30 protein-coding genes are annotated in these 26,264 nt (G+C 67.4%); 12 read left to right on the forward strand and 18 right to left on the reverse strand.

What is annotated here, in order from left to right; genetic code table 11:
* Window positions 1-72 precede the first annotated feature (72 nt).
* The 8 genes from G6N48_RS24905 to G6N48_RS24940 all read left to right on the forward strand — a co-directional run bounded on the left by G6N48_RS24905 (window position 73) and on the right by G6N48_RS24940 (window position 6,409).
* A complete protein-coding gene (locus G6N48_RS24905) occupies window positions 73-1,239 on the forward strand; it encodes an acyl-CoA dehydrogenase family protein (RefSeq protein ID WP_085270191.1) in 1,167 nt (388 codons plus the stop codon).
* Between the two features lie 3 nt (window positions 1,240-1,242).
* The gene (locus tag G6N48_RS24910) at window positions 1,243-2,049 is read left to right on the forward strand and encodes an enoyl-CoA hydratase/isomerase family protein (protein WP_085270192.1); all 807 of its coding nucleotides are present in this window, start codon (window positions 1,243-1,245) and stop codon (window positions 2,047-2,049) included.
* A gap of 2 nt (window positions 2,050-2,051) precedes the next feature.
* Window positions 2,052-3,206 (forward strand): thiolase family protein, encoded by a 1,155-nt coding sequence (locus G6N48_RS24915; RefSeq protein WP_085270193.1) that lies wholly within the window; start codon window positions 2,052-2,054, stop codon window positions 3,204-3,206.
* Window positions 3,207-3,347: 141 nt separating this feature from the next.
* The gene (locus G6N48_RS24920; protein WP_085270282.1) at window positions 3,348-3,962 is read left to right on the forward strand and encodes a TetR/AcrR family transcriptional regulator; all 615 of its coding nucleotides are present in this window, start codon (window positions 3,348-3,350) and stop codon (window positions 3,960-3,962) included.
* Window positions 3,959-4,477 (forward strand): hypothetical protein, encoded by a 519-nt coding sequence (locus G6N48_RS24925; RefSeq protein WP_085270194.1) that lies wholly within the window; start codon window positions 3,959-3,961, stop codon window positions 4,475-4,477. Before G6N48_RS24920 ends, G6N48_RS24925 begins: the two co-directional genes overlap by 4 nt.
* A gap of 136 nt (window positions 4,478-4,613) precedes the next feature.
* Window positions 4,614-5,894 (forward strand): cytochrome P450, encoded by a 1,281-nt coding sequence (locus tag G6N48_RS24930; RefSeq protein WP_085270195.1) that lies wholly within the window; start codon window positions 4,614-4,616, stop codon window positions 5,892-5,894.
* Window positions 5,891-6,079, forward strand: a complete 189-nt coding sequence (locus G6N48_RS24935) for a ferredoxin (RefSeq protein ID WP_085270196.1) — start codon at window positions 5,891-5,893, stop codon at window positions 6,077-6,079. The genes G6N48_RS24930 and G6N48_RS24935 overlap by 4 nt, the downstream gene beginning before the upstream one ends.
* A 30-nt stretch (window positions 6,080-6,109) precedes the next feature.
* Window positions 6,110-6,409 carry a DUF1330 domain-containing protein gene (locus G6N48_RS24940; protein ID WP_085270197.1) on the forward strand — a complete coding sequence of 100 codons (300 nt, stop codon included), beginning with the start codon at window positions 6,110-6,112 and terminating at the stop codon, window positions 6,407-6,409.
* Between the two features lie 36 nt (window positions 6,410-6,445).
* On the opposite strand, the gene G6N48_RS24945 is transcribed toward G6N48_RS24940, so the two are convergent.
* The 6 genes from G6N48_RS24945 to G6N48_RS24970 all read right to left on the reverse strand — a co-directional run bounded on the left by G6N48_RS24945 (window position 6,446) and on the right by G6N48_RS24970 (window position 12,158).
* Window positions 6,446-6,643, reverse strand: a complete 198-nt coding sequence (locus G6N48_RS24945) for a ferredoxin (protein ID WP_085270198.1) — start codon at window positions 6,641-6,643, stop codon at window positions 6,446-6,448.
* Between the two features lie 10 nt (window positions 6,644-6,653).
* Entirely contained in the window at window positions 6,654-7,859 is a 1,206-nt protein-coding gene (locus G6N48_RS24950; protein ID WP_085270199.1) for a cytochrome P450, read from the reverse strand.
* 111 nt (window positions 7,860-7,970) lie between these two features.
* Window positions 7,971-8,771 carry an NAD(P)-dependent oxidoreductase gene (locus G6N48_RS24955; protein ID WP_085270200.1) on the reverse strand — a complete coding sequence of 267 codons (801 nt, stop codon included), beginning with the start codon at window positions 8,769-8,771 and terminating at the stop codon, window positions 7,971-7,973.
* Window positions 8,768-9,577, reverse strand: a complete 810-nt coding sequence (locus G6N48_RS24960) for an NAD(P)-dependent oxidoreductase (protein WP_085270201.1) — start codon at window positions 9,575-9,577, stop codon at window positions 8,768-8,770. Before G6N48_RS24960 ends, G6N48_RS24955 begins: the two co-directional genes overlap by 4 nt.
* The gene (locus G6N48_RS24965) at window positions 9,574-10,506 is read right to left on the reverse strand and encodes an alpha/beta hydrolase (RefSeq protein ID WP_085270202.1); all 933 of its coding nucleotides are present in this window, start codon (window positions 10,504-10,506) and stop codon (window positions 9,574-9,576) included. The genes G6N48_RS24960 and G6N48_RS24965 overlap by 4 nt, the downstream gene beginning before the upstream one ends.
* Window positions 10,503-12,158, reverse strand: coding sequence for a thiolase C-terminal domain-containing protein (locus tag G6N48_RS24970; RefSeq protein ID WP_085270203.1), 1,656 nt, complete (start codon window positions 12,156-12,158; stop codon window positions 10,503-10,505). Before G6N48_RS24970 ends, G6N48_RS24965 begins: the two co-directional genes overlap by 4 nt.
* Before the next feature lie 206 nt (window positions 12,159-12,364).
* Here G6N48_RS24970 and G6N48_RS24975 point away from each other — a divergent pair, with 206 nt between their 5' ends.
* Window positions 12,365-13,288 carry an NAD-dependent epimerase/dehydratase family protein gene (locus tag G6N48_RS24975; protein ID WP_085270283.1) on the forward strand — a complete coding sequence of 308 codons (924 nt, stop codon included), beginning with the start codon at window positions 12,365-12,367 and terminating at the stop codon, window positions 13,286-13,288.
* A gap of 155 nt (window positions 13,289-13,443) precedes the next feature.
* Here G6N48_RS24975 and G6N48_RS24980 read toward each other — a convergent pair whose 3' ends face one another.
* Entirely contained in the window at window positions 13,444-13,740 is a 297-nt protein-coding gene (locus G6N48_RS24980) for a ferredoxin (RefSeq protein ID WP_085270204.1), read from the reverse strand.
* Window positions 13,737-15,041, reverse strand: coding sequence for an NADH-ubiquinone oxidoreductase-F iron-sulfur binding region domain-containing protein (locus tag G6N48_RS24985; protein WP_085270284.1), 1,305 nt, complete (start codon window positions 15,039-15,041; stop codon window positions 13,737-13,739). The genes G6N48_RS24980 and G6N48_RS24985 overlap by 4 nt, the downstream gene beginning before the upstream one ends.
* A gap of 36 nt (window positions 15,042-15,077) precedes the next feature.
* Between G6N48_RS24985 and G6N48_RS24990 the strand changes: the two genes are divergently transcribed.
* Window positions 15,078-15,551, forward strand: a complete 474-nt coding sequence (locus tag G6N48_RS24990) for a hypothetical protein (RefSeq protein ID WP_085270205.1) — start codon at window positions 15,078-15,080, stop codon at window positions 15,549-15,551.
* Between the two features lie 23 nt (window positions 15,552-15,574).
* On the opposite strand, the gene G6N48_RS24995 is transcribed toward G6N48_RS24990, so the two are convergent.
* From G6N48_RS24995 to G6N48_RS25010, 4 genes are read right to left on the reverse strand one after another with little or no spacing between them, the layout of a single operon-like run.
* Window positions 15,575-16,441 (reverse strand): alpha/beta fold hydrolase, encoded by an 867-nt coding sequence (locus G6N48_RS24995; protein WP_085270206.1) that lies wholly within the window; start codon window positions 16,439-16,441, stop codon window positions 15,575-15,577.
* Between the two features lie 15 nt (window positions 16,442-16,456).
* Window positions 16,457-16,870, reverse strand: a complete 414-nt coding sequence (locus tag G6N48_RS25000) for a Rieske (2Fe-2S) protein (RefSeq protein WP_085270207.1) — start codon at window positions 16,868-16,870, stop codon at window positions 16,457-16,459.
* A gap of 1 nt (window position 16,871) precedes the next feature.
* Window positions 16,872-18,017 carry an amidohydrolase family protein gene (locus G6N48_RS25005; protein ID WP_085270208.1) on the reverse strand — a complete coding sequence of 382 codons (1,146 nt, stop codon included), beginning with the start codon at window positions 18,015-18,017 and terminating at the stop codon, window positions 16,872-16,874.
* 30 nt (window positions 18,018-18,047) lie between these two features.
* Window positions 18,048-19,139: an amidohydrolase family protein gene (locus G6N48_RS25010; RefSeq protein WP_085270285.1), complete on the reverse strand. Its 1,092-nt coding sequence runs from the start codon at window positions 19,137-19,139 to the stop codon at window positions 18,048-18,050.
* A gap of 355 nt (window positions 19,140-19,494) precedes the next feature.
* On the opposite strand from G6N48_RS25010, the gene G6N48_RS25015 reads away from it, so the two are divergent.
* Entirely contained in the window at window positions 19,495-20,493 is a 999-nt protein-coding gene (locus G6N48_RS25015; protein WP_085270286.1) for an acyl-CoA dehydrogenase family protein, read from the forward strand.
* Window positions 20,477-21,652 (forward strand): acyl-CoA dehydrogenase family protein, encoded by a 1,176-nt coding sequence (locus G6N48_RS25020; protein WP_085270209.1) that lies wholly within the window; start codon window positions 20,477-20,479, stop codon window positions 21,650-21,652. Before G6N48_RS25015 ends, G6N48_RS25020 begins: the two co-directional genes overlap by 17 nt.
* 50 nt (window positions 21,653-21,702) lie before the next feature.
* Here G6N48_RS25020 and G6N48_RS25025 read toward each other — a convergent pair whose 3' ends face one another.
* The 6 genes from G6N48_RS25025 to G6N48_RS25050 all read right to left on the reverse strand — a co-directional run bounded on the left by G6N48_RS25025 (window position 21,703) and on the right by G6N48_RS25050 (window position 26,093).
* Window positions 21,703-22,266, reverse strand: a complete 564-nt coding sequence (locus tag G6N48_RS25025) for a hypothetical protein (protein WP_085270210.1) — start codon at window positions 22,264-22,266, stop codon at window positions 21,703-21,705.
* A complete protein-coding gene (locus tag G6N48_RS25030) occupies window positions 22,263-23,114 on the reverse strand; it encodes a hypothetical protein (RefSeq protein ID WP_085270211.1) in 852 nt (283 codons plus the stop codon). The genes G6N48_RS25025 and G6N48_RS25030 overlap by 4 nt, the downstream gene beginning before the upstream one ends.
* Before the next feature lie 54 nt (window positions 23,115-23,168).
* Window positions 23,169-23,615 (reverse strand): hypothetical protein, encoded by a 447-nt coding sequence (locus G6N48_RS25035; protein ID WP_085270212.1) that lies wholly within the window; start codon window positions 23,613-23,615, stop codon window positions 23,169-23,171.
* 118 nt (window positions 23,616-23,733) lie between these two features.
* A complete protein-coding gene (locus G6N48_RS25040) occupies window positions 23,734-25,098 on the reverse strand; it encodes a cytochrome P450 (protein ID WP_085270213.1) in 1,365 nt (454 codons plus the stop codon).
* Window positions 25,099-25,140: 42 nt separating this feature from the next.
* Complete coding sequence (locus G6N48_RS25045; RefSeq protein WP_085270214.1) at window positions 25,141-25,341, reverse strand: ferredoxin; 201 nt, start codon at window positions 25,339-25,341, stop codon at window positions 25,141-25,143.
* Window positions 25,342-25,391: 50 nt separating this feature from the next.
* Window positions 25,392-26,093: an SDR family NAD(P)-dependent oxidoreductase gene (locus G6N48_RS25050; protein WP_085270215.1), complete on the reverse strand. Its 702-nt coding sequence runs from the start codon at window positions 26,091-26,093 to the stop codon at window positions 25,392-25,394.
* Window positions 26,094-26,264: the final 171 nt, after the last annotated feature.

Genomic DNA, 26,264 nt, shown 5'->3' on the forward strand with positions numbered 1-26,264 from the left:
GCACCGTCGGATCAGCGCGTGCGCCGGTGCCTGTAATCGACTGGAGGAGAGCTGGCTGTGCCCGGCGGTGGAATGAGCTTCGAGCTCAGCGATGATCAAGAGCTGATCCGCAAATCGGTCGCCGAACTGGCGCGCAGGTTCGACGACCAGTACTGGATGGAAAAAGACCTCGCGCACGAGTTCCCGACCGAGTTTTACAAGGCGATAGCCGACGGCGGCTGGCTGGGCATGACGATTCCCACCGAGTACGGCGGCCACGGTCTCGGAATCACCGAAGCCACGCTGCTGCTCGAAGAGGTCGCCAAGTCCGGCGGCGCCATGAACGCCGCAAGTTCGATCCATCTGTCGATCTTCGGCATGCAGCCCGTCGTCGTGCACGGATCCGACGACCTCAAGGCGCGCACGCTGCCTTCGGTCGCCACCGGCGAAACCCACGTCTGCTTCGGCGTCACCGAACCCGGTGCCGGACTGGACACTTCGCGTATCACCACCTTCGCCAAGCGCGACGGGGACCGCTACGTGGTCAACGGCCGCAAGGTGTGGATCTCCAAGGCGATGGAATCCTCCAAAATCCTGCTGCTGACCCGCACCCAGAGCTACGACGAGGTGGTGAAGAAGACCGACGGGATGACGCTCTTCCTCACCGACCTCGACCGCAGCCGGGTCGACATCCGGCCCATCCGCAAGATGGGCCGCAACGCCGTCAGCTCCAACGAGTTGTTCATCGACAACCTCGAGGTGCCCGTCGAGGACCGAGTCGGCGAGGAAGGCAAGGGATTCCAGTACATCCTGGACGGCCTGAACCCCGAGCGGATGCTGATAGCCGCCGAGGCGCTGGGCATCGGGCGGGTGGCGCTGGAGAAGGCGGTGCAGTACGGCAACGAGCGCGAGGTCTTCGGGCGCCCGATCGGCATGAACCAGGGCCTGCAGTTCCCGCTCGCCGACTCACTGGCCCGCCTCGACGCCGCTGAGCTGATGCTGCGCAAGGCCACCTGGCTTTACGACAATGGCAAACCCTGTGGGCGCGAAGCGAATACGGCCAAGTACCTGTGCGCGGACGCCGGGTTCGCCGCCGCCGACCGGGCGTTGCAGACCCATGGTGGGATGGGCTACGCCGAGGAGTATCACATCACGCGCTACTTCCGCGAGGCGCGGCTGATGAAGATCGCGCCGGTCAGCCAGGAGATGATCCTGAACTTCCTGGGGTCCAACGTGCTGAAGCTGCCACGCAGCTACTGACGCATGACTGATTCTGTTCTCCTGTCCGACGACCGCGACGGGGTACGCACGCTCACGCTCAACCGCCCGCGCCGCAAGAACGCGATCGACCCGGCACTGTGGATAGCACTGCGGGACGCGCTCGATGCCGTCGACCACGACCGTGGCGTCCGCGCGCTCGTCATCACCGGCTCCGGCGGCAGCTTCTGCTCCGGCGCCGACATCTCCGTCTCCGAGGACATCCACCCGAGGTACAAACTGCAGCGTCTGACCGACGTCGCGCTCGCGCTGCACGAGCTCTCGATCCCGACTGTCGCGAAGGTGACCGGGGTAGCCGCCGGAGCCGGCTGGAACCTGGCGCTGGGATGCGATTTGGTGGTCGCCACGCCGGAATCGACGTTCTGTCAGATCTTTTCGAAGCGCGGTCTGTCCATCGACCTGGGCGGCTCCTGGCTGTTGCCGAAACTCGTCGGCCTCCAGCAGGCGAAGCGGCTCGCACTGCTGGCCGAGACCATCGATGCCGCCGAGGCCCGGGCTCTGAACCTGGTGACCTGGGTGGTGCCGGGTGCCGAGATCGACGCATTCGTCGCCGACCTCGCCCGCCGGCTCGCGGCGGGGCCGCCGCTGGCGCTCGCCCAGACCAAGGCACTGCTGAACGAGGGCGCCGACCGCACCCTGCGCGACGCCCTCGCCAACGAAGCCCGCGCCCAGATCGGCAATTTCGCGACGGCGGATGCGGCGACCGCGTATGCCGCCTTCGCGGAGCGCCGGGAGCCGTCGTTTACTGGTCGGTGGGCCCTGTCGAAATCGGATCAACGGCAATCGGAGTGAACATGCGTGAGACAGTCATCGTCGGGGCGGTGCGCACCCCGGTCGGCAAGCGCAACGGCGGGTTGTCGGGGATGCACGCCGCCGACTTGTCCGCCGTCGTCCTCAACGAGCTGCTCGAGCGTTGTGGCGTCGGCCCGGACGTCGTTGACGACGTGATCTGGGGGTGCGTGTCCCAGGTCGGCGACCAGTCCAGCAACATCGGCCGATACGCGGTGCTCGCGGCCGGCTGGCCCGAGAGCATCCCGGGAACCACGGTCAACCGCGCGTGCGGTTCCAGCCAGCAGGCGCTGGACTTCGCGGTGCAGGCCGTCATGTCGGGCCAGCAGGACGTGGTGGTGGCCGGCGGGGTCGAGGTCATGAGCCGCGTCCCGCTCGGTTCGGCACGGGCGAGCGGCATGCCCTACGGACCCAAGGTGCTCGCCCGCTACGACGACTTCACCTTCAACCAGGGCCTGTCGGCGGAGATGATCGCCAAGAAATGGGGCTTCTCCCGCGGCCGGCTCGACGAGTATTCGGCGGAGTCCCACGAGCGGGCCGCCGCGGCCCAGGACGCGGGCGCATTCACCGATCAGATCGTGCCGGTATTCGTCGACGGAGCGGACGGGACGGTCGTCGCCGACGACGAGGGGGTGCGGCGCGGCACCACCGTCGAGAAGCTGGGTGCGCTCAAGCCCGCGTTCCTCGACGGCGGCGTCATCCACGCGGGCAACTCGTCTCAGATCTCCGACGGCGCGGCCGCCCTGCTGGTGACCACCTCGGCGATGGCCGTCGAGCTGGGGCTGACCCCCATCGTGCGCTACCTCGCAGGCGCGGTGACCGGTGCGGACCCGGTGCTCATGCTCACCGGTCCCATACCTGCGACCGAGAAGGTGCTGAGCAAGGCGGGCGTGCGGCTGTCCGAAGTGGGTGCCTTCGAGGTGAACGAGGCGTTCGCCCCGGTCCCGCTCGCCTGGCTCGCCGAGACGGGAGCCGACGAGCGGCTGATGAACCCGCTGGGCGGCGCGATCGCACTGGGGCACCCGCTGGGCGCCTCCGGTGCGGTGCTGACGACCCGGATGGTGCACCACATGCGCGACCACGGGATCCGGTACGGGCTGCAGACCATGTGCGAGGGCGGCGGCACCGCCAACGCGACCCTGGTCGAGCTGGTCACTTAGCGCGACGCCGCGCCCTTCGCCGACTCCACGGCAAAATCCGTGGAAGTGAGACCCTTGTCACTGCGGACAAACCTACCTACTGTGTGTTCATTAGGTTGGTTCGGCCGACCGGTCGACAGTCCGGTGAACAAGGGAGTTCCGTTGCCCGTCGCGCGGCGTTACGACACGCTTTTGGCCAAGGGGGAGGACCGCAAGCAGCGCATCCTCGAGGTCGCGCAGCGGCTCCTCACGCGCAACGGCTGGCGCGCCACGACGCTCGCGCAGATCGCGGGCGAGGCCGGGGTCACCCCCGCCGGGCTGCTGCACCACTACGAATCCAAAGAGCAGCTGCTGCACGCGGTGCTCGACGCCCGCGACTTCGACGACGACACCCACGCCGACCGGACCGGTGACCTGTTCGACCAAATCGCCAACGTCGCCGACCGATTCAACCGCGCGCCCGAGCTGGTCGGCACTTTCACCGTCCTGCTGGTCGAGAGCATCCTGCCCGACGCACCGCTGCACGACCGCATGCTCGCCAGGCACCGGGCCTCGGTCGACATCATCGCCGAGCAGATCCGCCGCGGGCAGGCCGAGGGCCGATACCGGCGAGACATCGACCCGGTCGCCAAGGCCGTAGAGATCCTCGCGTTCGTACACGGAATGGAGACGACATGGCTGCTCGATCCTTCGATCCCACTCGCCGAGGTGTTCAAGCAGTATGCGCAGACACTGGCGCGGGACTTCGCACCGACGAAGAGCACCGAGGCGATATGAGGTATCGGCTCGACGTGGTCGCAGCCAACGTCGTCGATGCGGTGAGGTTCGCGGGCGGCTGGCTGTTCGACCGGTCGATGGCGGGGTGGGACGTCACCGTGCTCCTCCCCGACCACGCGGCGGGCCGCCACGAGGTCCGCCCGCTGCACATCCTCGGTGCGGGGGTGCTCGACCTCGAGGAGGCGCTCAGGTCGGTGGATTTCCGTCCGCGGCCCCAGGCGCTGGCGGCCGCGGCGGATCTGTTCGGCTGCGACTCGCGGGTGCGTCAGGGCGTGCTGCAGGCCCTCGATCAGGGCGTCACCGAGGTCACGCTGTGGGGCGAGGACTGGCCGGCAGAGCTCGACGACAGCGTCGGCCTGGTGCAGCACCGCCTCAGCACGGCCGCGCGGACGTTCAAGTCCGCGGCGCTGGCCGCGGCCGCGTTACGGCCCGAGTCGATCGGTCACAGCGAAACCTTCCGCAGCGGACTCTTGGCCTACCCGTCGGTCGCCGCGGATCTGGTTCCCGCCGGCTGAAAAACTTCGCCGGGTCACCGCGCGACGTTTCGCGGTTGTCGGGGGCGCCGCGTTGACGATGAACCTGCCGTTGTGGAAATGTAATGCTCATCTCCGAGAGGCGCATTCTCACTGGTCGAGATTGGAACGGTGCGAGATGGTGAATGACTTCACCGAGTTGGATTTCTTCCGGGGCGGCGAGCTGATCGCCGACCCCTACCCGTACTACGAGTCGCTGCGGCAGCAGTGCCCGGTGACCAAAGAAAAGCACCACGGCGTCACCATGGTCACCGGCTGGGACGAGGCGTGCGCGGTTCTCAACGACGCCGAGACGTGGTCCTCGTGCAACTCGGTGACCGGACCGTTCCCGGGATTTCCCGTCTCCCTGGAAGGTAAGGGGGGCGACGACATCACCGAGCTGATCGAGCAGCATCGCGACGAGCTGCCGTTCAGCGACCAGCTGCCGACGCTCGACCCGCCCACCCACACCAACCACCGTTCGCTGATGATGCGGCTGATCACGCCCAAGCGCCTCAAGGAGAACGAGGACGCCATGTGGGCGCTCGCCGATCAGGCGCTCGAAGCCTTTCTCGCGCCGGGGCACGGCGAATTCATCAAGGGCTTCGCGAGCCCGTTCACACTGCTGGTCATCGCCGACCTGCTGGGCGTGCCGATGGAGGACCGTGACAAGTTCGTCAAGGGCATCGCCGAGCACGCAGGCGGCGGTGTCGGTGGAACCAAGGGATCGCTGGCCCACAGCCCGCTGGAGTTTCTCTACGGCCTGTTCTCCGACTATGTCCGCGACCGCCGCCGCGAACCTCGCGACGACGTGCTGACCGGGCTTGCGACGGCCACGTATCCCGACGGTTCGACACCCGACGTCGAAGACGTGGCCCGCGTGGCGAGCAACGTGTTCTCGGCGGGCCAGGAGACCACCGTCCGCCTGCTGGGTGCGGCGCTGCAGACCATCGGGGAGCGTCCCGACATCCAGGCGCAATTGCGCAAGGACCGCAGCCTCATTCCGAACTTCATCGAGGAGTCGCTGCGCCACGAGAGCCCGGTCAAGGGCGACTTCCGGCTGAACCGGGTGCCCGTCAACGTCGGCGGGGTCGACCTGCCCGCCGGCACCACCGTGATGATCGTGCAGGCCGCCGCCAATCGTGATCCGCGCCGCTTCTCAGATCCCGCCACGTTCGATCCCGCCCGCAAGAACGCCCGTCAGCACATCGCATTCGGCCGCGGCATCCACAGTTGCCCGGGCGCGCCACTGGCGCGCGCCGAAACGCGGGTGGCGATCGAGCGGCTGCTCGACCGGACATCCGACATCCGGATCGACGAGGCCGTTCACGGACCGGCCAATGACCGCCGCTACCAATACGTTCCGACATATATCCTGCGCGGTCTGACCGAGTTGCATCTGGAGTTCACCCCGGCATGAGAGTTTGGGTCGACGATCAGCGGTGCCGGGGTCACGGCGTGTGCGTCACGCTCTGCGAGGACGTTTTCAGTCTGACCGACGACGGCTACGCGGTGGCGATAACGTCGGATGTGCCAACGGAATCGGAGGCCGTCACGCAGGAAGCCATCCAAAGCTGCCCCGAGCAGGCCATCAGCGAGCAGTGACCAGATCTACAGGCAGACAAGGAGATTCGAGTGGCTAACGGGCCGAAGGGATATGTCATCCTCACCGAGGCCATCAAGGACCCGGAGGGCATGAAGGCTTACGGCCGGGCCGCCCGACCCGCGATGGCCGGCGCCACCATCCTGGCCGTCGACACCGCGCCCACCGTCCTGGAAGGCACCTGGCACGGTGACCAGACCGTCGTGCTCGAGTTCGAATCGGTCGGCGCCGCCCGGGCGTGGTACGAGTCCGAGGGCTACCAGAACGCGGCCAAACTGCGCCAGGCGGCGGCCGACTGCAACGCGGTGATCGTTGCCGGATTCGGATCCTAAAAAACTTCAGAAGACTTCCGAGCCGCTACCCGGTCCTTACTCGACGATCGAAATCGCCTGCCGGGGACACTGCCGGACGGCCTCGAGCACGTCCGACTCGTTCTCCGGAGTGACCTCCGTCTGCAGCACGGTCAGCATGTCGTCGTCCCCGAGTTGGAAGATGTCCGGGTTGATGCCCATGCAGACGCCGTTGCTCTCGCACAATCCCCAGTCGACTTCGATCTTCTTCGGCACCCCGGCCCCCTCAGCGAAGCACTTTGACGGGCACGTTCTTCCAGCCCGCGACGTTCTGCATGGTCACCCGTTTGCACCCGTCCCAGTCCACCTCGTAGCGCGGCATGAAGTCGAGCAGCCTATCCAACGCGATCCGGCTCTCCAGGCGGGCCAGCGCGGCGCCCAGGCAGCTGTGGATCCCGTAGCCGAGACCGAGGTGCTGCGCCTCGGTCTGGTCGCGTTCGATGTCGAACGTGTCGGCGTCGGTGAATGCGTCGCTGTCGCGGTTGGCCGAGGCGCCGCACAGGAAGACCGGCTTGAAGGGAGGAATCACGCCGCCGCTGACGTGTGCTTCCTTCAGCGTGTAGCGCACGTTGTACTGGACCGGCCCCTCATAGCGCAGCAACTCTTCGACCGCACCGGGAATCTTGTCGCGGTCCTCCTGCAGCTTTTGCCACTGGTCGGGGTGGCGGGCGAAGATCACGGCCGCGTTGCCCATCAGCTTGGTGACGGTCTCGGCTCCCGCGCCGCCCAGAAGGGTTGCGAATCCGCAGATCTCGATGTCGTCGAGCTTGCGCATCTGACCGTTCTCGCCCGGGATCTCGGCCGCGATGAGCCGGCTGATCATGTCGTCCTGCGGCTCCTGGCGCCGCTCCTGCACCAGGCTGAAGTAGTACATGGCGGTGTCGATGTTGGCCTGCATGCCGGCTTCGCTGACCTCGATCTGTCCCGGCTCGTGATGCAGGCTGGTGTCGATCCAGTGCCGGACCTGCTGGCGGTATTCCTCGGGCACCCCGGCCATCCGGGTGATGACCTCCACCGGGAACGGTCCGGAGAAGTCCTGCACGACGTCGAAGGTGTCGGAGTCGACGGCGCCCAGGTACTTCTCGATCACCTCGTGAATCGTGTCCACCTGCGACTGGATCGCCCTGGGGGTGAACGCCTTGTTGAGCAGGCTGCGCATGTGGCGGTGCTCCGGCGGGTCCATGAAGATGATCGACTTCTGCTCGGGGGAGATGCCCCTGCGGACCATCGCCAGGTCGCAGCCGCGCGCCGAGGAGTAGGTCTCGAAGTCCTTGAACGCCGCGGCCACGTCCTCATGGCGGGTCAGCGCGTAGAAGTCCTCTTTTTCGTCGTAATACAACGGCGCGTCTTCACGCATCCGTCGATAGATGTCGAACGGATTGTTGTAAAACTCCTCCGAGTACGGATCGAAGACGACTTTAGGTTTTGTCACTGCATCCTCCTCAGCCGCGGGGCGGGCTGAAACCTTTACAGCGGGCTGGCTGACTGTAACGGTAACGGTAACGCTTTTGTGGCGAGCCGGAAAGAACCAAAGCGGTGTCTCTCAAACCTTCTTGACGACGTCGACCCGTGAGATGACCTCGTCCAGCACGCCGAGATCGGCGCCGAGTTGCCCGGCGATGCCGCGGACCACGGCCACGTCCTTGCCGACGAATCCGCCGGCTACCTCGACAAACGACGCGACGGAGCCCCGTGCGGCGACCAGGTCGAGCACCCGGCTGCCCGCGCTGCCATGCGGCAGGGCGGCCAGCAGGGCCGGCTCCGCGACGCCCAGGCGTTCGCCCAGCCGGACCGCCTCCGCGAGCAGCCCGATATGGCCCGCGAACAGCGCGTTGTTGACCAGCTTCACCTTCTGGCCGGCTCCGGTCGGGCCGACGTGCAGAACCGGGTCGCCGTAACAACCGAGCACCGGCCGCAGCCGCGCCACAGCGTCGTCGTCGCCGCCCACGAACAGCGTGAGCCGGCCGGCGGCGGTGTCGTGCGGGCCCCCGCTGACCGGGGCGTCGACCACGGCAATCCCCTCGGCGCACCCGGCGACGGCTTTGATGGTCGCCGGGCTGGCGGTGGTGTGCACCACCAGTGCCGAGCCGCGCGGCATCGTGGGCAGCAGCGGGCCGCACAGGCAGATCTCCCGCACCTGTTCGTCGGTGAACACGCAGAGCACCACGACTTCTGCCCCCGCGGCGGCCTCGGCCACGTCGGTGACCGCGCGCGCGCCCATCTGCGTCAGGTCGGACCGCGCGTCTTCGCTGCGGCCCACCGCCCGGACCTCGTGGCCCGCCTCGACCAGGCGGGCCACGATGGGGCGGCCCATCCGCCCCGCGCCGACGAAGCCGATCCTCACCGGGGGTGACCCATCAGGGTCAGCGTGGCGTCGGCCGCGTCGAGCACCGCGCCGGCGCCGGCGCCGGCGCCGTCGGCGAGTTCGACCACCAGCCGGACGTCCTTCTGCAGGAGGCCACCGGCCACTTCGGCCAGCCTGTCGAGGCCGCCGATACCGCCAAGGGCGTTGAGCGCGAAGCTGTTTCCGCTGCTGCGGGAGACGACTTCGGCCAGCCGCTCCGGTGCCACACCCAGCGCACCGGCCAGCGAGAGGGCGGTGGCCGCGGTGCCCAGGTTTGCGGTGAAAAGCAGGTTGTTGAGCAGCTTGGTGGTTTGACCGGAACCCAGCTCGCCGAGGTGCACGACCGGGTCGGCGTAGGTCTCGAACACCGGCCGGCAACGTTCGACGACGTCCGCGTCACCGCCGGCCATTACGAGCAGGCGCCCCTGTTCGGCCGCCGGACCTCCGCCGCTCACCGGTGCGTCGATCACCGAAACGCCGGTGACCGCGGCCTTGTCAGCGAGTCTTCGGCACGTGTCGGGATGCACCGTGCTGTGCACCGCGATGACGCTGCCCGCCCGCATGGCCGCGAGCAACCCGCCGTCGGCGAGCTCCTCGACGTCGGCGTCGCCCACCACGCAGAGGCAGACGAGGTCGCTCGCCGCCGCGAGCGCGGCCGGCGACTCGGCCACCGTCGCGGGGGTGTCGGCGAATTGCCCGAGAACGGCGGGGCGGCGCGCCCAGAGGATCGTCGGGTAGCCGGCCTCGGCGATCCGCCGCGCCATGGGGCCGCCCTGGCTGCCCAATCCGATGAATCCGACTTTCAACCGGCCTCCTGTGCTTCCTGCCCCGAGCGTGCAGTTCGTTCCACGTTCGAGGAAGAGGCGGCGGCCACGCATTCGTCGAAGAACGACAACACCTCCGCGTGGTAGGCGCCGGCGTTGTGACCGAGGCTGAGATTGTGGCCCGCGTCGGGCTGCCGATGCACGACGAACCGCGGGGCGCCGCAGAACTGTGCCTCGACCTCGACCATCGCCGAAGCGTCGCTCTGCCAGACCTTTTCGTGCTCGGCGATACTGAAGTGCACCGGGATCCGCACGCTGGGGGCGAGCGCGGGAAACGTCCGGCGGGCCCAGTCCGACACCATCTGGTCCTCGTAGGACGGCGCCGTCGGCGAAACCGTGGCCCCGTCGAGCACCTCGGGGGGGTACAGGCGCTCGGGATGCCACAAGAGTTCGCGCAGGCCCGCGGGGCGCCGTTCGCGCGTCGCGGTCCTCAGGATGTCGCGTGCCGCGGGGTGGTAGTGCAGGCCGGTGCCCGCGAGCTCCATGCCGAGCAGGCCGGCCCCGCGCCGGGCCGTCCCGCCGTCTGTGGCCATCCGCATCGCCAGCTCGCACCCGCCCGAATGACTCATCAGGAACAACCCGGCCCCGCGCGGGCGCTCCCCGAGGATGCGGTCGACCGCGCCGTAGGCGAGGTCGACCCGTTGCCCGGGCTGGGCCATCGCTTCCGGATAGGGCGCGGAGCTGCCGTAGCCGGGCCGGTCGAGCGCGACGACCGTGAACCCGGCTGCCGCCCCGGCCCGCAGTAAGGACAGCGACGGGTGGCCGGGGCAATCGAAATAGATTGCGGTGGTGCCGCCGCCGTGGATGGCCATGATGACGGCCTTGGGATCTGCGGGCCGTTCGGGCTCGGCCACCAAGGCCGACATCGGCACGCCGTCGACGATCACCACCCGCGGGCGGACGGTGCTCATGTGTCGGACCGCAGCAGGAGCACCCCGCTCGGAGTCAGTCCGCCGCTGCTGACCACGCCGACGCGGGCACCGGCGACCTGGCGGTGGCCGGCCTCGCCCCGCAACTGGGTGACCGCCTCGTGGACGAGGCCCATGCCGTGAGTGCGGCCGTGCGAGAGCTGACCGCCGTGCGTGTTGAGCGGAAGCTGGCCGTCGCGGGCGATGTTCTTGCCGCCGTCGAGGAAGTCCTTGGCCTCGCCGATCCCGCAGAATCCCAGCGCCTCGATCCAGGACAGGCAGTTCATGGTGAAGCCGTCGTAGAGCTCGGCGACGTCGACATCGGCGGGTCGCAGCGAGGTGCGGGTCCATACGTGCGCGGCCTGACCCAGCACCTGGGGCTCGTGCGTGAGAGTGCTTTGGTCCCAGTCGATTCGCTCGATGATCTGGGTGCCCACCGCCTCCACCAGCACGGCCGGTTTGGCCAGGTCGCGGGCGGCGTCGACGGCGGAGACGACCACCGCGATCGCCCCGTCGCACGGCACGTCGCAGTCGTAGAGGCCGAAGGGCGTGGTGATGGGCCGCGCGTCGAGGTAGTCGTCCATCGTCATCGGGGACCGGTAGACGGCGGTCGGGTTGAGTTCGGCGTTCGCGCGCTGGTTCAACGCGATCCAGCCCAGGGTCTCTTTGGTCGTGCCGTAACGATGAAAGTGCCGCTGCGCGTTCATCGCCAGGGTGTGGGCCGCCGACGTGGCGCCGAACGGCATCAGCCAGCCCGCGCTGCGGCCCATCGAACCGGCGATCTTGCCCTGCTTCGTCAGCTCGTTGAAGGTGGCTTCCCACAGCGTCCGGAAGCACAGCACGTGGCGCGCCAGACCGCCGGCCACCGCGAGCATCGCGGCGATGAGCGACCCGCCCGGGCCGAACGTCTCGATGCCGCCGTTGTGCCAGACCGGGCGGATACCGAGGGCCGCTTCCAGGGCGGTGACCCCGCCCTCGCCGAAACCGCCCATGTTGCCGCCGCCGGGGTAGGTCGATAGCCCGTCGATGTCGGCATAGCTCAGTCCGGCGTCGGCGATCGCCGCCTCGCACGCCTGCACCGTCAACGACAGCGGCGGCTGCATCAGACGACGGCCGATCGGCGACATGCCGATCCCGGTGAGCGCGACCTTGTCCTCGAACTTCTCGGCGGTCAGCATGGGCCTGACGTGCTCGCCGAAGCGCTCCGGGGCGATCTCGTCGGCCGGCAGGGGGCCGGGCCCGGCGCCGGGCAGGGGCCGGAACAGCGGCAGCCAGACGTCCTCGGCCTGTTCGAAGACGACCTCCACCTGTTGGCCGAGTTCGAGTTGATCGAAGTCGCACTCGACGATGTTGGTGGTCAAGCGGATCCGGGGATCCTCGGCGATGGCGACCTGGGCGATCACGTACGGCGCCGGCATGCCGGGCAGGCTGAACCGTTCGTTGAGGGTGAACCCCGCGAGCGTCGCCTTGCCCGACACCGCGCGCACACCCATGTCTCGGGAGCGGCAGTAGCGGCAGGCGGGCGCCGGCGGATGGATCAGGGACTCGCAGGAGCGGCACTCCTGCAGCCGCAGCGTGCCGTCGGCCCCCGACGTCCAGAAGAACTCGGTCTCCTGCGTGACCAGGGGCAGCGGGCGTCCCGATGCGGCTGACACGTCACCTCCGGGGGGTCAGACAGACTTCGACATCACGGTAGGCCCGTTATACGAATCGGAGAATTACGTTATCACTGCTGGGGGGACGTGATCTAGGCTGTGCGTCGCGGGGTCCGACGGCCGGTCGGGCGGAGGTCCGCCACTCGACCTCGGTGGGCCTTCGCTTCGCGCTGCAGGTCCGGGCGTCGTCACGATGGGAGAGCTCATTGCTGGACGGGGAAAAGGTCCTCATCACCGGTGCGACGGGCAAGGTGGCCTTCCCCATCGCCCGTGCGCTGGCGGCCGGGGGAAACGAGGTGTGGGGCGCGGCGCGCCTGAAGGATCCCGCGTCGCGGGAACGGCTCGTCGCGGCCGGCATCAAGCCCGTCGCCCTGGACGTCGGCGTGGGCGACTTCTCGGCGCTCCCCGGCGATTTCAGCTATGTCTTTCACGCGGCCGTGGACACCGGCACCGACGACTGGAGCCGCTGCGTCGAGACGAACGCGCAGATGTCGGGCGAACTGCTCTACCATTGCCGCTCCGCGAAGGGTTTCGTCTTTTGTTCCACCGGTTCGATCTACGCCTACCAGGGGCGGCGACCGCTGACCGAAACCGATCCGCCGGGCGTGCCGCTGCGCGCGAACTACAGCATCTCCAAGGTCGCGGCCGAGGCCGTTTGCACCTGGGTCGCAGGGCATTACCGGATTCCGCTCACCATCATCCGGATCTGTTCGACTTATGGACCCGAGGGAGGCGCGCCGGCCGACCGCCTCGAGGCGATGTTGGCGGGCAGGCCCATTCGGCTTCATCCGGACGCGCCGAACAACTACAACCCCATCTACGAGGACGACTACGTCGAGTTCGGCATCCGCGCCATGGAAGTCGCCGCCACGCCGCCCGTGGTGGTGAACTGGGCCGGCAGTGAAACCGTCAGCGTCGAGGACTACTGCGCGTACCTGGGTCAGCTCGTGGGGGTCGAGCCGATCTTCGAGTACACGGACCGGGCGCACACTCCGCTGTGGCCCGACGTCACCCGCATGCACGACATACTCGGCCACACGAAAGTGCCCTGGCGCGAGGGCTTCCGGCGCATGGTCGAGGCCCGCCACCCGGAAATCGAGCTCGCCGCGCCTGGATCGCCGAGAGCTTGAGGGGCTGCGCGATGCGGCATCCCGGCTCGCCGTCGGACGAGGTCCCCGAGGTACTTGCGGCCGGCGACGGGGACATCACCACGCTGTTCGTATCGATGGCGACCCGCCATCCCGAACGTGAGTTGCATGGTGTTACGGAACGCAGCGAGAGCAGCTCAACGCGTGAACCCCCACTCGGCTTCGTTCTCTTCGGTCTTGAGTTGCTCGGCCGGGTCTTCGCTCTGCGCGAGTGGCAGCGCGGGAGTGGGAAAGATGCGCTCACCGATCTCGGCGATGGCGTGCACCGGGCAGTCCATCAGTGCTCGCATGACGGCGTCGCGATCCGATTCCGGCACGGTGCCGTCCCCGATGAGCGATGCATAGCCCCAGTCGTCCAGCGAGAAGTACCTGGGCGCGTACTTGGCGCAGATACCGAAGCCGTCGCAGACAGTGCGGTCAAGACGAATCTTCATGCGTGCCTCACAGTTTCCGCCTCGTACGGACGGTCGGCGCGCAACCCGCCGCCGGCGCAGTCCGGGCAGGTGGCGTCGAGATGGGTGGCGACCTCGCCCGGGAACTGGGCGAGCAGACTGGCTGCCACGTTCGTGGCGGCATCCAGCGTCGCACACGCGCCGCGTCCGCGCAGCAGCACCGACCAGCGCCGCAGCCGGTCGACATCCTCTGCCGTGGCGGCGCCGTCGCGCAGCGCACCTGCGGCCGCGGCCATCGCCGCGGTTCCGTTGAAGCACGACCCGCACTGGCCCGCGTTCTCGCGGTCGAAATAGGCCAGCACCGACGCCGCGACGGCGACGGGGCAGTCGTCGGTGATGACCGAGATCGCGCCGCAGCCCAGACCGGTGCCGTGCCGGCGCATGGTCTCGTGATCCAGGCTGGTCTCCAGCACGGAGCGGTTGAGCAGGCCCGCAAAATAGCCACCCATCAGCGCACCGCGCACCTGATCCGCCGAAACTCCATGCAGGGCAAGCAGTTCGGCGAACGGCAGGCCGTGCGGGAGTTCATAGAGCACCGGCGGCCGACCCGCCCCGGTGATGGTGGCCAGGAAGGTGCCGGGTGACAGCGATGTGCCCTTGGAGCGGAACGCCGCGGCGCCGTGGCACTGCAGGTAGGGCAGATTGGCCAAGGTCTCGACGTTGCTGACCAGCGTCGGCCGATCACCGACGCCCACCTCGAACGGACGCGGGGGCTTGTCGGTCGGCTTGGCCGGGCCGCCGTTGATCGCGCGGACCGCGGCGGTCTCCTCGCCGGCCACGTAGCCGGGCTGCACGGTGACCATGCGGACCGCGACTCCGAGCGTGTCGGGATCCAGCTCGCCGAGCGCGGTGTCGACACTGTGTGCCGACTCCGTGTCGGACACGTAGACGCAGGCGCGCCGAGCGCCGACGATCGCCGCGGCCAGCCGCAGACCGTCGAGGACCACGTGCGGGCGGTTGCGCAGCAGCCAGCGGTCCTTGACCGAAGCGGGTTCTCCCTCTTCGCCGTTCGCGACGACGACGGCGCCACCGGCGGCCCGCCCGTTGTCGCGCACGGTGCGCAGCTTCACCGCGAGCGGAAAGGCCGCGCCGCCGCGGCCGACCAGTCCGCTGGACTCGACCTCGCTCAGTAACGCGTTGGCGTCCGCGAGCGGCTGGTATCCGCCGAGGCGCAGGTAGGCCTCGGCATCCTCCGGGGCGTCGCCCGGCTGCCGGGTCAACAAGCGGGGTTCGCAGCCGGGAGCGGTCGCGGTGGTGGTGGGGGTGGATTGTGTGGTCTTCAAGGTTGCCCTGCCGTCGTCTTGGTTAGGCTTGCGCACGTGCGAACAGCGGTTGTGCGCGTCAACGTGGACCCGGAAAGCGTGCTGACGCACGCGCAACTACGCGACGGCATTGCGGCGCTCCGCGAAATCGCCGGTGCGGGCGGGGCCGATGTGGTCGCCGGCGACCCGGCTTCCATGCCGGCGGGCCGCCGCGAAGTCGAGCTGCTTGTCGCCGCCGAGGACGGCGATGCCGCCCGGCGCACCGCAATCGAACTGTGCACCAAAGTGTTCGGCGCGGGACCCGTCCCGGGTGTGGTCACCTTCATCAGCCGGGGAACCGACGACGACGCGCACGGTGTGCTGGCGGGGTTCGGCCTGCGCGGTGAGATCGTGCGCACGCCGGACGACGACGGATTCGACATCGTCTACGTGACGCTGCGCGAGGAGGACCTCGAGCACATCCCGGAGAGCCGCGTCTACACGGCGCTGGAGGCGTCGCTCAACTGCGAGGTCCACATTCGCACCGTGTAGGAATGTCCCACGACGTAACGCCATCAGGAGCCCAGGAATTCGAGGATGGCGGGCGCCGCCTGCACCCAGGTGTCGAACATGTTGAAGTGCTGCACCCTGCCGGCGGCCCGGTCCTCCGACGCACGCTCCCACGCGTCCTCGGGCCACGGCGGATCGATGAGCTTCGACCCCTTGATCAGGCAACTGACTTCAAGTGACGTGCGTTTCGGGTGGTCCATGTCGTTCTCGCCGCCGCGAATGATCAACGTGGGCACCTTGATCCGGTCGAACATCTCGTCCTCCACGCCCGGAATCGTCTGGCCCGGCTTGGAAACGAAGGCGTTGAGCCAGCGCAGCATGACTTTGAGGAACTCGTCTTTGTCGAAGTCGAGGAAGCGCTGTTTGTTGTCGGGGTTCTCCTCGATGCGCTCACGCCACTCGGTCACCTTCACGACGCCGTCCATTCCGGTTCCGCGCACCGCGAGAATGCTGGGGACGATGTAGAAGGAGCCGAGCACGAAGGTGCCGTAGATGCCGCCGACGATGTTCCACACCACCAGCTTGGTGACCAGCTCAGGATAGAGCATCGTGGTGAGCATGGAATCCCTTGCGCCCCCTGAGCCTCCGGCGAGAATGCAGCGCTCGAACCCCAGCCCCGTCACCAGCTTGTGCAGCGTCTCGGCCCGCATGTGCGACTCGCTCTGCCCGTAGAACTGCACGTCGGAGGCGCCGCAGTTGGGCCGGTCCCACAGCAACACCCGGTAGCCGCCCGCGGCCAGGGCTTCGGCGAGCGGGCGCAGGCCCGGGATCTCCATGCTGAAGCGCCCGCCGGGCGTCAGGGCGATGAGATCGCCCGAGTCGCCGAGGATTTCGTAGACGACCTTTCCCCCGTTGATCTCGATCGATGGCACGCGATACTCCTGTAGTTAGGCCTGCACCAGCACGTCGTTGCCGACGACGCGCACCGGATAGGTGCGGATGCTCCACTCCGGCTTGACCGCGGTGGTACCGGTCGCCAGCTCGAAACCCCATTGATGCCACGGGCAGTAGATGTATTCCAGGTCGCGCACCATGACCGAGTCACCCGGCGCGGTCTCGTCCACGATGGTGCGCCCTCGGGGCCGGCCCGAGCACAGCGGTCCGCCCTGGTGCGGGCAGTAGTTCGCGATGGCATAGAAGCTGCCGTTGACGTTGTAGACCCCTACGCCGTGACGCCCGATCGGCACGAGTTTGTGCTTGCCCGGCGGGATTTCGTCGACTGTCGCGACAACGTGCTCACGGCCCTGAGCGAGGCGGGACTGGGGCCGCCCGGTGGTTGCCCCTTCTTGTTCAGGTGCCAACTCAGAGCACCCGGGTCTGACCCTCGAGGACCGGGACGGTCTGCGGGAGGTGATAGGTCGCGATGCCGTTCTTGTACATCACCGCGTCGCGGGCGTGCTTGGGCAGGTGTTTGACCAGCCAGCGCGGGTCGTCGAAGGTCCAGTGCGGATAGTCCGAGGAGAACAGCAGGATCTTCTCGCACTCCATCCATTCCAGTGCGCGGGTCAACTCCGTCTTGTCCTCGGGGTAGTCCAGCGGCTGGGTGGTGAACTTGATGTGGTCCTTGACGTACTCCGAGGGCTTGCGCTTGATGTCGACCCACGACTTGCGTGCTTCATAGATCGCGTCCATGCGCCACATCAGCGGAAGGATCCAGGTGAACGCGTGCTCGACGAAGACGATCCGCAGCGTGGGGAACCGGTCGAAGACGCCGTCGAAGACCAGGCTCATCACCTGGTTCGCGGCCAGCAGCGAGTAGGTCACCATGAAGTCGTGGTTGTAACTGGGGAATCCCACCGGCGGGATCGGTAGCTCGTCGAATTGGCTGCGCGACAGGTGGCAGCTCACCGTGATGTCGTGCTTGGTGGCCGCCGCCCAGATCGGGTCGTACTTCGGGTGTCCCCAGGACGGCCGCGGCTCGGCCTTGATCAGGATCTGCGCCATGAACGGGTGCCCGGCCCAGCGCTCGATCTCGCGGACCGACTCCTCGGGCTCCTCGATGGCGATGCAGATCGAACCGCGCCACCGCTCGTGCCAGTTGTTGTGGCTGTCCAGCCAGTGATTGGCCTGCCAGTCGTTCAGCGCGGCCGACATCGCGTGCTGCGCCTCGGGCAGGCGGGCCGGATAGGCCGCCGGTTCCAGGATCGCGATGTCGGAGCCGGCCTCCATGATCAGCTGCCGGAACGCCATGTCTGGGTCGCTGCAAGGGAATTCACCGTTTGCCGGGAAGGAGTCCACGCGCATCGCGTAGGAGTGCGCGTAGTCGGGCGCGTCATAGTAGATCTGCTCGCCCACCGAGCGGGTGAGGAAGTATTTGCTGCGCCACGGCTCGGGGATGTAGGGGAGCAGCTCGCCGCGCTTGGGCGCCGGGTGGACATCCGAATCGACGCAACGGACGGCTATACGCTCGGCAGCGGGGACCCGCTCCTGCGAATGGGTCAACGTCATCTGGGTCTCCTCAGTCTTTCCGTCTGTCTCCTACTGTGCGCCCACGCCGGCGGGAATGTCTATGCCGTAGAGCTGTGCCGCGTTGCGCCAGCACACCTTCTCCCGCTGTTCGGCCGACAGCGCGCCCGGCAGCTTCTTGATGTCGCCGCACTGCCAATGCGGATAGCTGGAGCCGAACATCACCATGTCCTCTTTGCCGGTGAAGCCGAACCACTCCCCGGCGAAATCGACGTCGCCGGGTCCGTCGAGGCTGCCCTGCACGAAGTACACGTGACCCGGCAGGTAGTCGCTCGGGATGCGCGGCGCCCACGGTGTCTGCTCCAAGTGCGGGCGTCCGAACGTGTCCATCCGCCAGATGAACGGCGTGATGAAGTCGGCGGCGCCGTCGCCCCAGACGAATTTGAGGCCGTCGAAGCGCTCGAACACACCCTCGGCGATCATGTTCATCTGGTGATAGACGTAGTTCAGTGCCATGAAGCTGACGTACTGCTCGTAGGTGCGGGTGTTTCCGTTCGGCGTCGGTGGGAAGGCGATGCCCGAGCCGACTTCGATGTGCGCCGCGACGGGGAGGCCGGCGTCGACCGCCGCCTCCCACAGTGGCCAGAACTGTGGTTTGCCGTAGAGCTCGCGGGACTGCAGCGGAACGCCGATCTGCACGACGCGCGGATGCGCGCGCCACTTCTCGATCTCACGCAGCGCGCCGGTGATGTCGTCGGGGTTGACGCGGATGGTGCCGCGGAAGCGCTCACCGAACTCGCCGGACTCCAGCCAGTTCGAGACCATCATCTCGTTGTGCGCGGCGTGCAGGGCGCTGCCCAGGTGCCGGTCCGGCATGATGCCGCGTGCCATGGGGTGCAGGACGGCCACGTCGACTCCGCGCCTCGAAAACAGTTCGTCGGCAACGAGTTCTGGATCCGAACCGGGGTACTGGCGGTCCGGGCCTTCGGTACCGGGCGCGTACTCACCGCCCGGGGCGCCGTACCAGTCCATCTCGTAATCGGGGAAGCCCCGGCTCTTGAACGGTTCGCGCAGAGTCTGCCGCAGCGCCTTATTGGAGGGGAAGAAGATGTGCACGCTCGCGTCGATCAGCGGGGTGCTCGTCCCGTCCGCGTGTTCGATCACGAGAGCCACCCTTCGGTTCCGGTAGCCAGAGTGGGCCGGAGCAGGTCATCTGATAGACAAACTAACATTCTCGTCGGCTGCCAATCAACGGTGTTGCGGTAAGCAATTCGGTTAAACATCGGCGCTGCTCGTGACGTGTTTACGGACCGTTCAGCAAGTAGCGTTCTATTTCAGCGATAATAGCATTCTCCTACTCGCGGCAGCTGACGCTGCGGCGGCGCAAGGCGCGGTGGAGTGTGTCCCGCCGAGCGTCTCCGGGCGTCGCCAGGTCAACTCGTACCCGCTTTCAGAGATTATTACTTTCGAATCAGAGAATGATATTCTCGCCGTGACGTGACGACGGGAGGCGGCCCCGATGCTGTTGGAGTTCGATGCTGATCAGCGACTGTGGCAGAGCACGGTGCGCGACGCCGTCGGCAAGCAGTGCCCACCGTCGCTGGTCCGGAGCGTGGCCGAGGAGGGCGTCGACCCGAGCCCGCTCTGGAAGTCGTACGTCGACCAGGGTTGGACCGAGCTCAACGACCCGCAGAGCGCTGTCGAATTGACGATCGTGCTCGAGGAACTGGGGCACGCGACCGACCCGACCCCCTTCCTCGCGACGATGAGTCAGTTCGCGCCGCTGGTGGGGGACCGGTTCGATCCGCACGAGTCGGGCACCGCCGTCCACAGCGGGATCACGGCGCACCGGGGCGCCGGGGGCTGGGTGCTCGACGGCACCGCGCGCCACGTCCTGGACGGCGACCGCGTCGACCGGTTGGCCGTCGTGACCGACGCCGGAGTGTTCGTCGTCGCCGGCAACGCGGTGTCGACGCGGCGCTCGGCCGTGTTCGACCCGGTGCTGCATGTGGCGGACCTGTCGTTCGGCGAAGTTCGGGTGCCCGACTCCGCGCGGCTCGACGTCGACCGCGAGCGGGCGCATCACTTCGCGCTCACGGGCATGGCGGTCACGATGGTCGGGGCCTGTCAGCGGATCCTCGACCTGGTGCTCGAGCATGTCCGCAGCCGCCAGCAGTTCGGCGTGCCGATCGGCTCGTTCCAGGCCGTCCAGCACAAGGCCGCAGACATGCACGTCGCGATCCAACGGGCCAGGGCGCTGGCTTATTTCGCCGCGTTGACGATCGCCGCGGACGACCCTCGGCGCCGGCTGGCCGCCGCCATGGCCAAGGCGTCGGCCGGCGAGTGCCAGTCACTGGTGTTCCGGCACGGCTTGCAACTCCACGGCGCGATGGGCTTCACGTGGGAGAACGATCTGCAGTTCGCGCTCAAGCGGGCCAAAGCCGGCGAGCTGATGCTGGGCGGGGCCGCCGAGCATCGCGCGCGGATCGCCGAGGAGTACCGTGCAGCTGACTTTTGATCCGGACGTCGAGTCGTTCCGCGCGGAGTTCTCCGCGTTCCTCGACGAAAACCTGCCCCCCGCAAGCGAAACGCGCGAGCGTCCCCGGTCGGTGTCACACATGCCGACGTGGGCACGCCGTTGGCAGCGGCTGCTCTTCGACAACGGCTGGCTGCTGCCCAGCCAGCCCCCGGAGTTCGGCGGACGCAACGCGACCGTGATCCAGCAGTTCGTCTACCTGGAGGAGCTCAGTCGCCGCCGGATCTACCACAGCTTCAACCCGCAAGGCGTGAATATTGTTGCGGCTTCGCTGTTGTCGTTCGGCAGCGACGAACAGAAGCGGCGCTGGGCGGTGCCGGTCCTGCGGGCCGAGATCACCGCGTCGCTGGGTATGAGCGAGCCGAGCGCGGGCTCCGACCTCGCGTCGCTGCGCACGCGCGCGGTGCGCGACGGCGATCACTTCGTGGTCAATGGGCAGAAGGTCTGGACCTCGGGGGCGCACGACGCCGACATCTTGCTGACCTTCGTGCGCACCAATCCAGACGCACCGAAGCACAAGGGCATCAGCGCGCTGATCATCCCGACCGACACCCCGGGCGTCGTGCGCCGGCCGTTTCCGTCGATCTGCGGGGCCGACGATCTCGATTTCAACGAGGTGTTCTTCACCGACGTCCGGGTGCCGGCGGAAAATCTGGTCGGTGAGCTCGACCAGGGGTGGCGAGTGGCCAATGGATCCCTGGGACACGAGCGCACGATGATGTGGCTCGGGTTCGCCGATCGACTGGAAAACATGATCGCCGACTTCCGGCCGCGCACCGAGGTCGAACGCGATCAGTACGCCAGCACGATCATGGACAAGCAGGCGCTGCGCCTGCTGGGCTCGGCGGCGCTGGCCCGCACGGCTCGCGGCGAAGACGACGTGGCCGCCATCTCGGTCCTGAAGCTGCTCGGCTCCGAGGCCGAGTTGCGTGGGATGGACCTTGCGTTCACGTCGGCGGGAGCAGACGGCCTCGTCCACCCTGGGCTGACCGGACCGTATGCGCACATGAACCTCGACCACTATTTCGCCAGCTGGTTCGAGCGCTATGCGCGTAGCTTCTCCGGCACCATCGCCGGCGGCACCTCGGAGATCCAGCGCAACATCATCGCGCAGCGGGTTCTCGGGCTGCCGCGCGGCTGAATTCGCGTGGCCGAGAGCGGCGTTGATTCCGCACTCGCCGCAGGTACCTTCTAGACGGGGTCGAACTTGCTGATCAGCCAGTTGTTGTTGACCCGGGCCAAGCTCACCAGCACGCTGCTGGCAGTCATCGCGGGGTCGGGGTTGTCTTTGCTCGTGGTGCTCTGGTCGACCAGCACCAGGACCACGGCCGAGTTCGGATGCAATTCCTGAACGGCCGCCCCGAGCACCCGGGCGGTGGTCTTCAGTGACTTCTGTTTTGCCGCCGGAGCCACGATCTGCTCGGTGAACTGGTTGTAGTAGGACAGGAAGTCACCGGAGAGGTGCGACTTGGCGGCGGCGAAGTCTTTGTCGAGCGAGTCGGGCGAGTAGGACAGCAGGGCGATCGTGCCGTCGGACGCCGCATTGACGACGGTAGCCGCGACCTCGGCGTCGGTCTGCTGGACGGGCCGAAACCGCTCCAGATACATCCAGATCGCCGTCCCGCCGGAAATCGCCAGCAGCAGGAGCAGGATCACAGGATAGAGCTTCACCCTCCCCCACTTACCGCGACGACGGTCCCGCGTTTTCTCGGAAGCGCCGTCGGCGGCCGCGGTGTCGCGGGTGTCTTCGCTCATGGGATGAACTCCAGTTTGGACATCTTGTACTGACCGCCCTCGTCGGTCACCGTCACCCGGAGCCGCCAATTGCGCGGTTCGTCCTTGGCCCCGGCGGCATTGGTGATCTTCGATGTCGCCGCGACGAGGACCACGGCGGAATTGGCGTCCATGGATTGGACCGCCGCCGCGTTCACCGTTCCCTGGGTGACCACCTTGGACTGCTCGACGACTGTCGTGAAATCCTTTGCGCGCTGCTGGAAGTCGTCCCTGAACTGGCCGGTGGAACTGTCGATCACTCGCTGGACGTCCGCCTTGGCGTTCTTGAAGTCCAGGGAGGTCATGTTGACGACACCTTGTCTGGCCCCCGCGACGAAGTTCGCGGCGCGTCGTTCGCGCTCGGTGGCTTCGTGGGTCTGCCACACCATGTATCCGATAGCCCCGACGAAGGCGCAGATGAGGAGGATGACAGCCGCCTTCCACGTCGCAGACCACGGCGGCAACCGCAGGCGACGCCACCGGGAGCGGGCCGGCTCGGATTCCGGTTCGCCGTCCGCGTGGGTTTCGTCGCAGACCTCCGCCCGGGCCGGCGCTTCGTCGGTGACGGGCTCGTCTTCGCCGGCCTCGGGGGCTCCCTCGGCGATCTGGACTTCGGCGGCCTTGGCCTCGGCGGCCTCGGCGGCCTTCGCGTCGGCGGCCTTGGCCTCGAGAGCCTTCGCTTCTCGGCGGAGCCGGGCGGCGCGAGCGCGGGCGCGCGCCGCCGCCGCCAGCGCCTCGGCTTCGGCGGCTTCCGCCTCGGCTTCCGCGATCAAACTGGGGTCGGATTCCGACGCGGCCGATTCCTGCGGCGGTTCGTTCGCCTGACTCACCGTGCTTACTGCCCGTCGCCCCAAGACCGGCTGACCCCCGAACGTGTCACGCGGCTACCATCGGACGAGCGAGAACGGGTAGCTGGCGGTGCCTCCCGGCCCGCCACCGCAGCCCGTGTCGAACGTCGAATCCACCTGACCCGCCATCGCCGCCGCATCCCACGAGTACACGTCGTGCGACGGAAAGAACTGGACGACGCAGCGTACTCCGTCGGGAACGTCGACGGCCATGGTGTAGCGCCCGTTGGAAAGGTGTGCGTCTGACTTCCAGGGCGCCGCTTGCCCGTTGGGTTGCGGAATCGCTTGGATGGTGAGGCATTCCGGTCCCTGATTGTAATTGCACGGTCGAATCGCCCAGATCCAGCTGTGGCCGGGGTCCCGGTTGGTGTCCAGTCGGTAGTTGCCAACCTGGACGTCCGCATGAGCGGTCGGCGCAACGGTCAGCGCGGCGGTGGCAAGCGCAAGGCTCACTGCGAGAGTCTTCACCGTTGCGTCTCCCATCTGTGCGCACGCGCTGGCCCCAATATAGGGGGCGGTCACGCTGAACAGGCCTAGTCGGAAAAATTGCGGCTGTCAACGGTCGGCTCCGGCGATGTGGGTGAGACGACCCAGGGCCCACCTAATCGATGACCGCGGCTTCCTTGCGTTCGGTGATCGGCCTGGCGAGTTCCTGCTCGTCGCAGATGCGTTGCAGCTTTTCCAGCGTCTCGTCCAGTCCGGCGCCGATCTTGCGGCCGGGCGTGAAGGTGGCCGGCAGTTTTCGCATGCCCTGGATGACGCCGATGGTCTCGTAATGCACGGTGCCTTCGGGGTCGCAGCGGTAGTCGGGCATCCGGTCGAGGACGGCGGTGAGCATGGACTTGAACACGGTGCGCGCCACGTTGGATCCGGCGCACCGGTGGACGCCCAGTCCGAAGCTGAAGTGCCGATTGCCTTTACGGTCGAGCACGATCTCATCCGGATCGCGGAACACCGACGGGTCGCGGTTGGCCATGGCCCACGAAATCCAGAGCCGCTCACCCTCTTTGAACTGCGTGCCGTCGAGTTCGACGTCGTCGGAGAACGTCCTGCCGTCGCCCGGGGCGGGGGTGAAGTAGCGCAGGAACTCTTCGGTCGCGGGGTCGAGCAGCGTCTTGCGTTGGTCGCTGAGCTGCCGCCGTTGCTCGGGGTGCTCCGAAAGCCATTCCAGCGAGTGGGCGGTCAGGGCGGTCGTGGTGTCGAAACCGCCGCCGATGACCAGCCCGAGGTTGCCCAGGATTTCCAGATCGGGTGCGGGTTCGCCGTCGATGCGCATCTGGAGCAGCGCGTTGACGATTCCCGGCCGCGGGTTTTCCCGGATCTCGAGCATGGTGTTGACCATGTCGAGCCCCATCTCGCGGTGCATCGCGGTGACGCGCTCGATGTCGGGGGAGTGCTCCGGCGTGTAGACCGCGGCATGCACCGGCTCGCTGTACATGTTCCACTTCTTCAGCGGGATGCCCATCATCGCCAGGGTCAGCACGGCCGGCACGATGTTGGCCAGGTCGTCGACGAAGTCGATGCTGCCGTCCTCGATTTTCTCGTCGAGGCAGGCGCGCGTCACGTCGTCGATGAAGGGCTCCCAGCGCTTGACCGCCGCCGGGGAAAGGTACGGGTTGAGCACGGAGCGGTAGGTTTTGTGCTCGGGCTCGTCCATTTCCAGGATGCCGCCGCGCACCGCGCTGACGCGGCTGGCCGTCGGGATCGAAATGCCCTTGTAGCCACGGCGTTCGTTGTTGAGGTCGTGGTCGTTGGACACCGCGGGGCAGCGCGCCAGCTCGAAGACTTCGTGGCTGCCGGCCGCGACCCAGTGCCCGCCGTAGGTGTCACTCCAGGCTATCGGGCATCTGGAGTGCATCTCCTCGGTGATCGCCTTGAACTTCGACCGGTAATCGGCGGAGTGCCGGTCGAACTCGTATCGGTTCTTCTTGCGTTCGCTGTCGCTGACTACGTCGTCGACACTCACTGTGCTGTCTTCCTTGTCATCTCGTAATCAGTGCCAGAGCTGCTAGTCGTCGTCGGTGATCATGATGGCTTGCTCGGGGCACGACTGCGCGGCCTCCCGAACCTTCTCCTCGTACTCCCGCGGCACCACTTCGTCGATCGCCGACGAGCTGCCGTCGATGTCGCTGAGCTCGAAGGACTCGGGCGCGATCATCGCGCACAAGGTGTGTCCCTGGCAGCGTTGCGAGTCAACCCAGACCTTCACGGTGTCTCCTTGCGCGGGTTCGTTGCCATCCAGTCGTCTTTGGTGCCGGGTCAGGTGTTGCGACCGCCGTTGACGCCCAGGATCTGGCCGGTGATGTAACCGGCCTCCTCGGACACCAGAAAGGCGCACGCGGCGGCGATGTCCTCGGGCTTGCCGATGCGCCGTACCGGGGTGCGCGCGATGGTCTCGTCGATGTCGCCGAGGAAGCCGTTCTTCTCGGCGGCGCGCAGCATCGGGGTGTCGATGAATCCCGGGGGCACGGCGTTGACCGTGACACCGCTGGGCCCGTACTCGAGTGCCAGCGACTTGGTCAGCCCGTTTACCGCTGACTTGGCCGCAACGTAATGACTCATATAGGGCGCGCCGGAGTGCGTGCTCGATGACGAGATGTTGACGATGCGCCCCCAGCCCGCCTCGACCATGTCGGGCAGCACCAACTGGATCGTGTGGAAGACGCCGTTGAGGTTGACGTCGATCACCTTCTGCCAGTCCTCGAACGTGAGGTTGGTGAAGCGCTTGAAGCCGTCCAGGCCCGCCGCGTTGACCAGGACGGTCACCGGCCCCAGCCGCGCGCGGATCGCCGACAGGGCGGCGTCCACCTGCGCGCGGTCGGTGACGTCGGCGGTGAAGGAGAGGTCGTCGTCCGAGGGCTTGAGGTCAATGGTCGCGACGTCCATGCCGTCGACCCGGAGCCGCTGGGCGATGGCAAGACCGATCCCGGATCCGCCACCAGTGACCACCGCAGTTTTCACGTCTCCATCACCGAGCCAGTCCTCGCGTCAAATGTGGCGCGTCTCTGCCACAAAGAATCTCCCTTACAATTATGAGAACCCTACTCTCCGCCCGAACCGGCGTGCAACACACGGGCGAAACGGCACTCAGCCTGCAACTAGACGTCTGTCGAAACGATCGAATCACCGACC

The organism is Mycobacterium parmense, assembly GCF_010730575.1.
Lineage (GTDB): Bacteria > Actinomycetota > Actinomycetes > Mycobacteriales > Mycobacteriaceae > Mycobacterium > Mycobacterium parmense.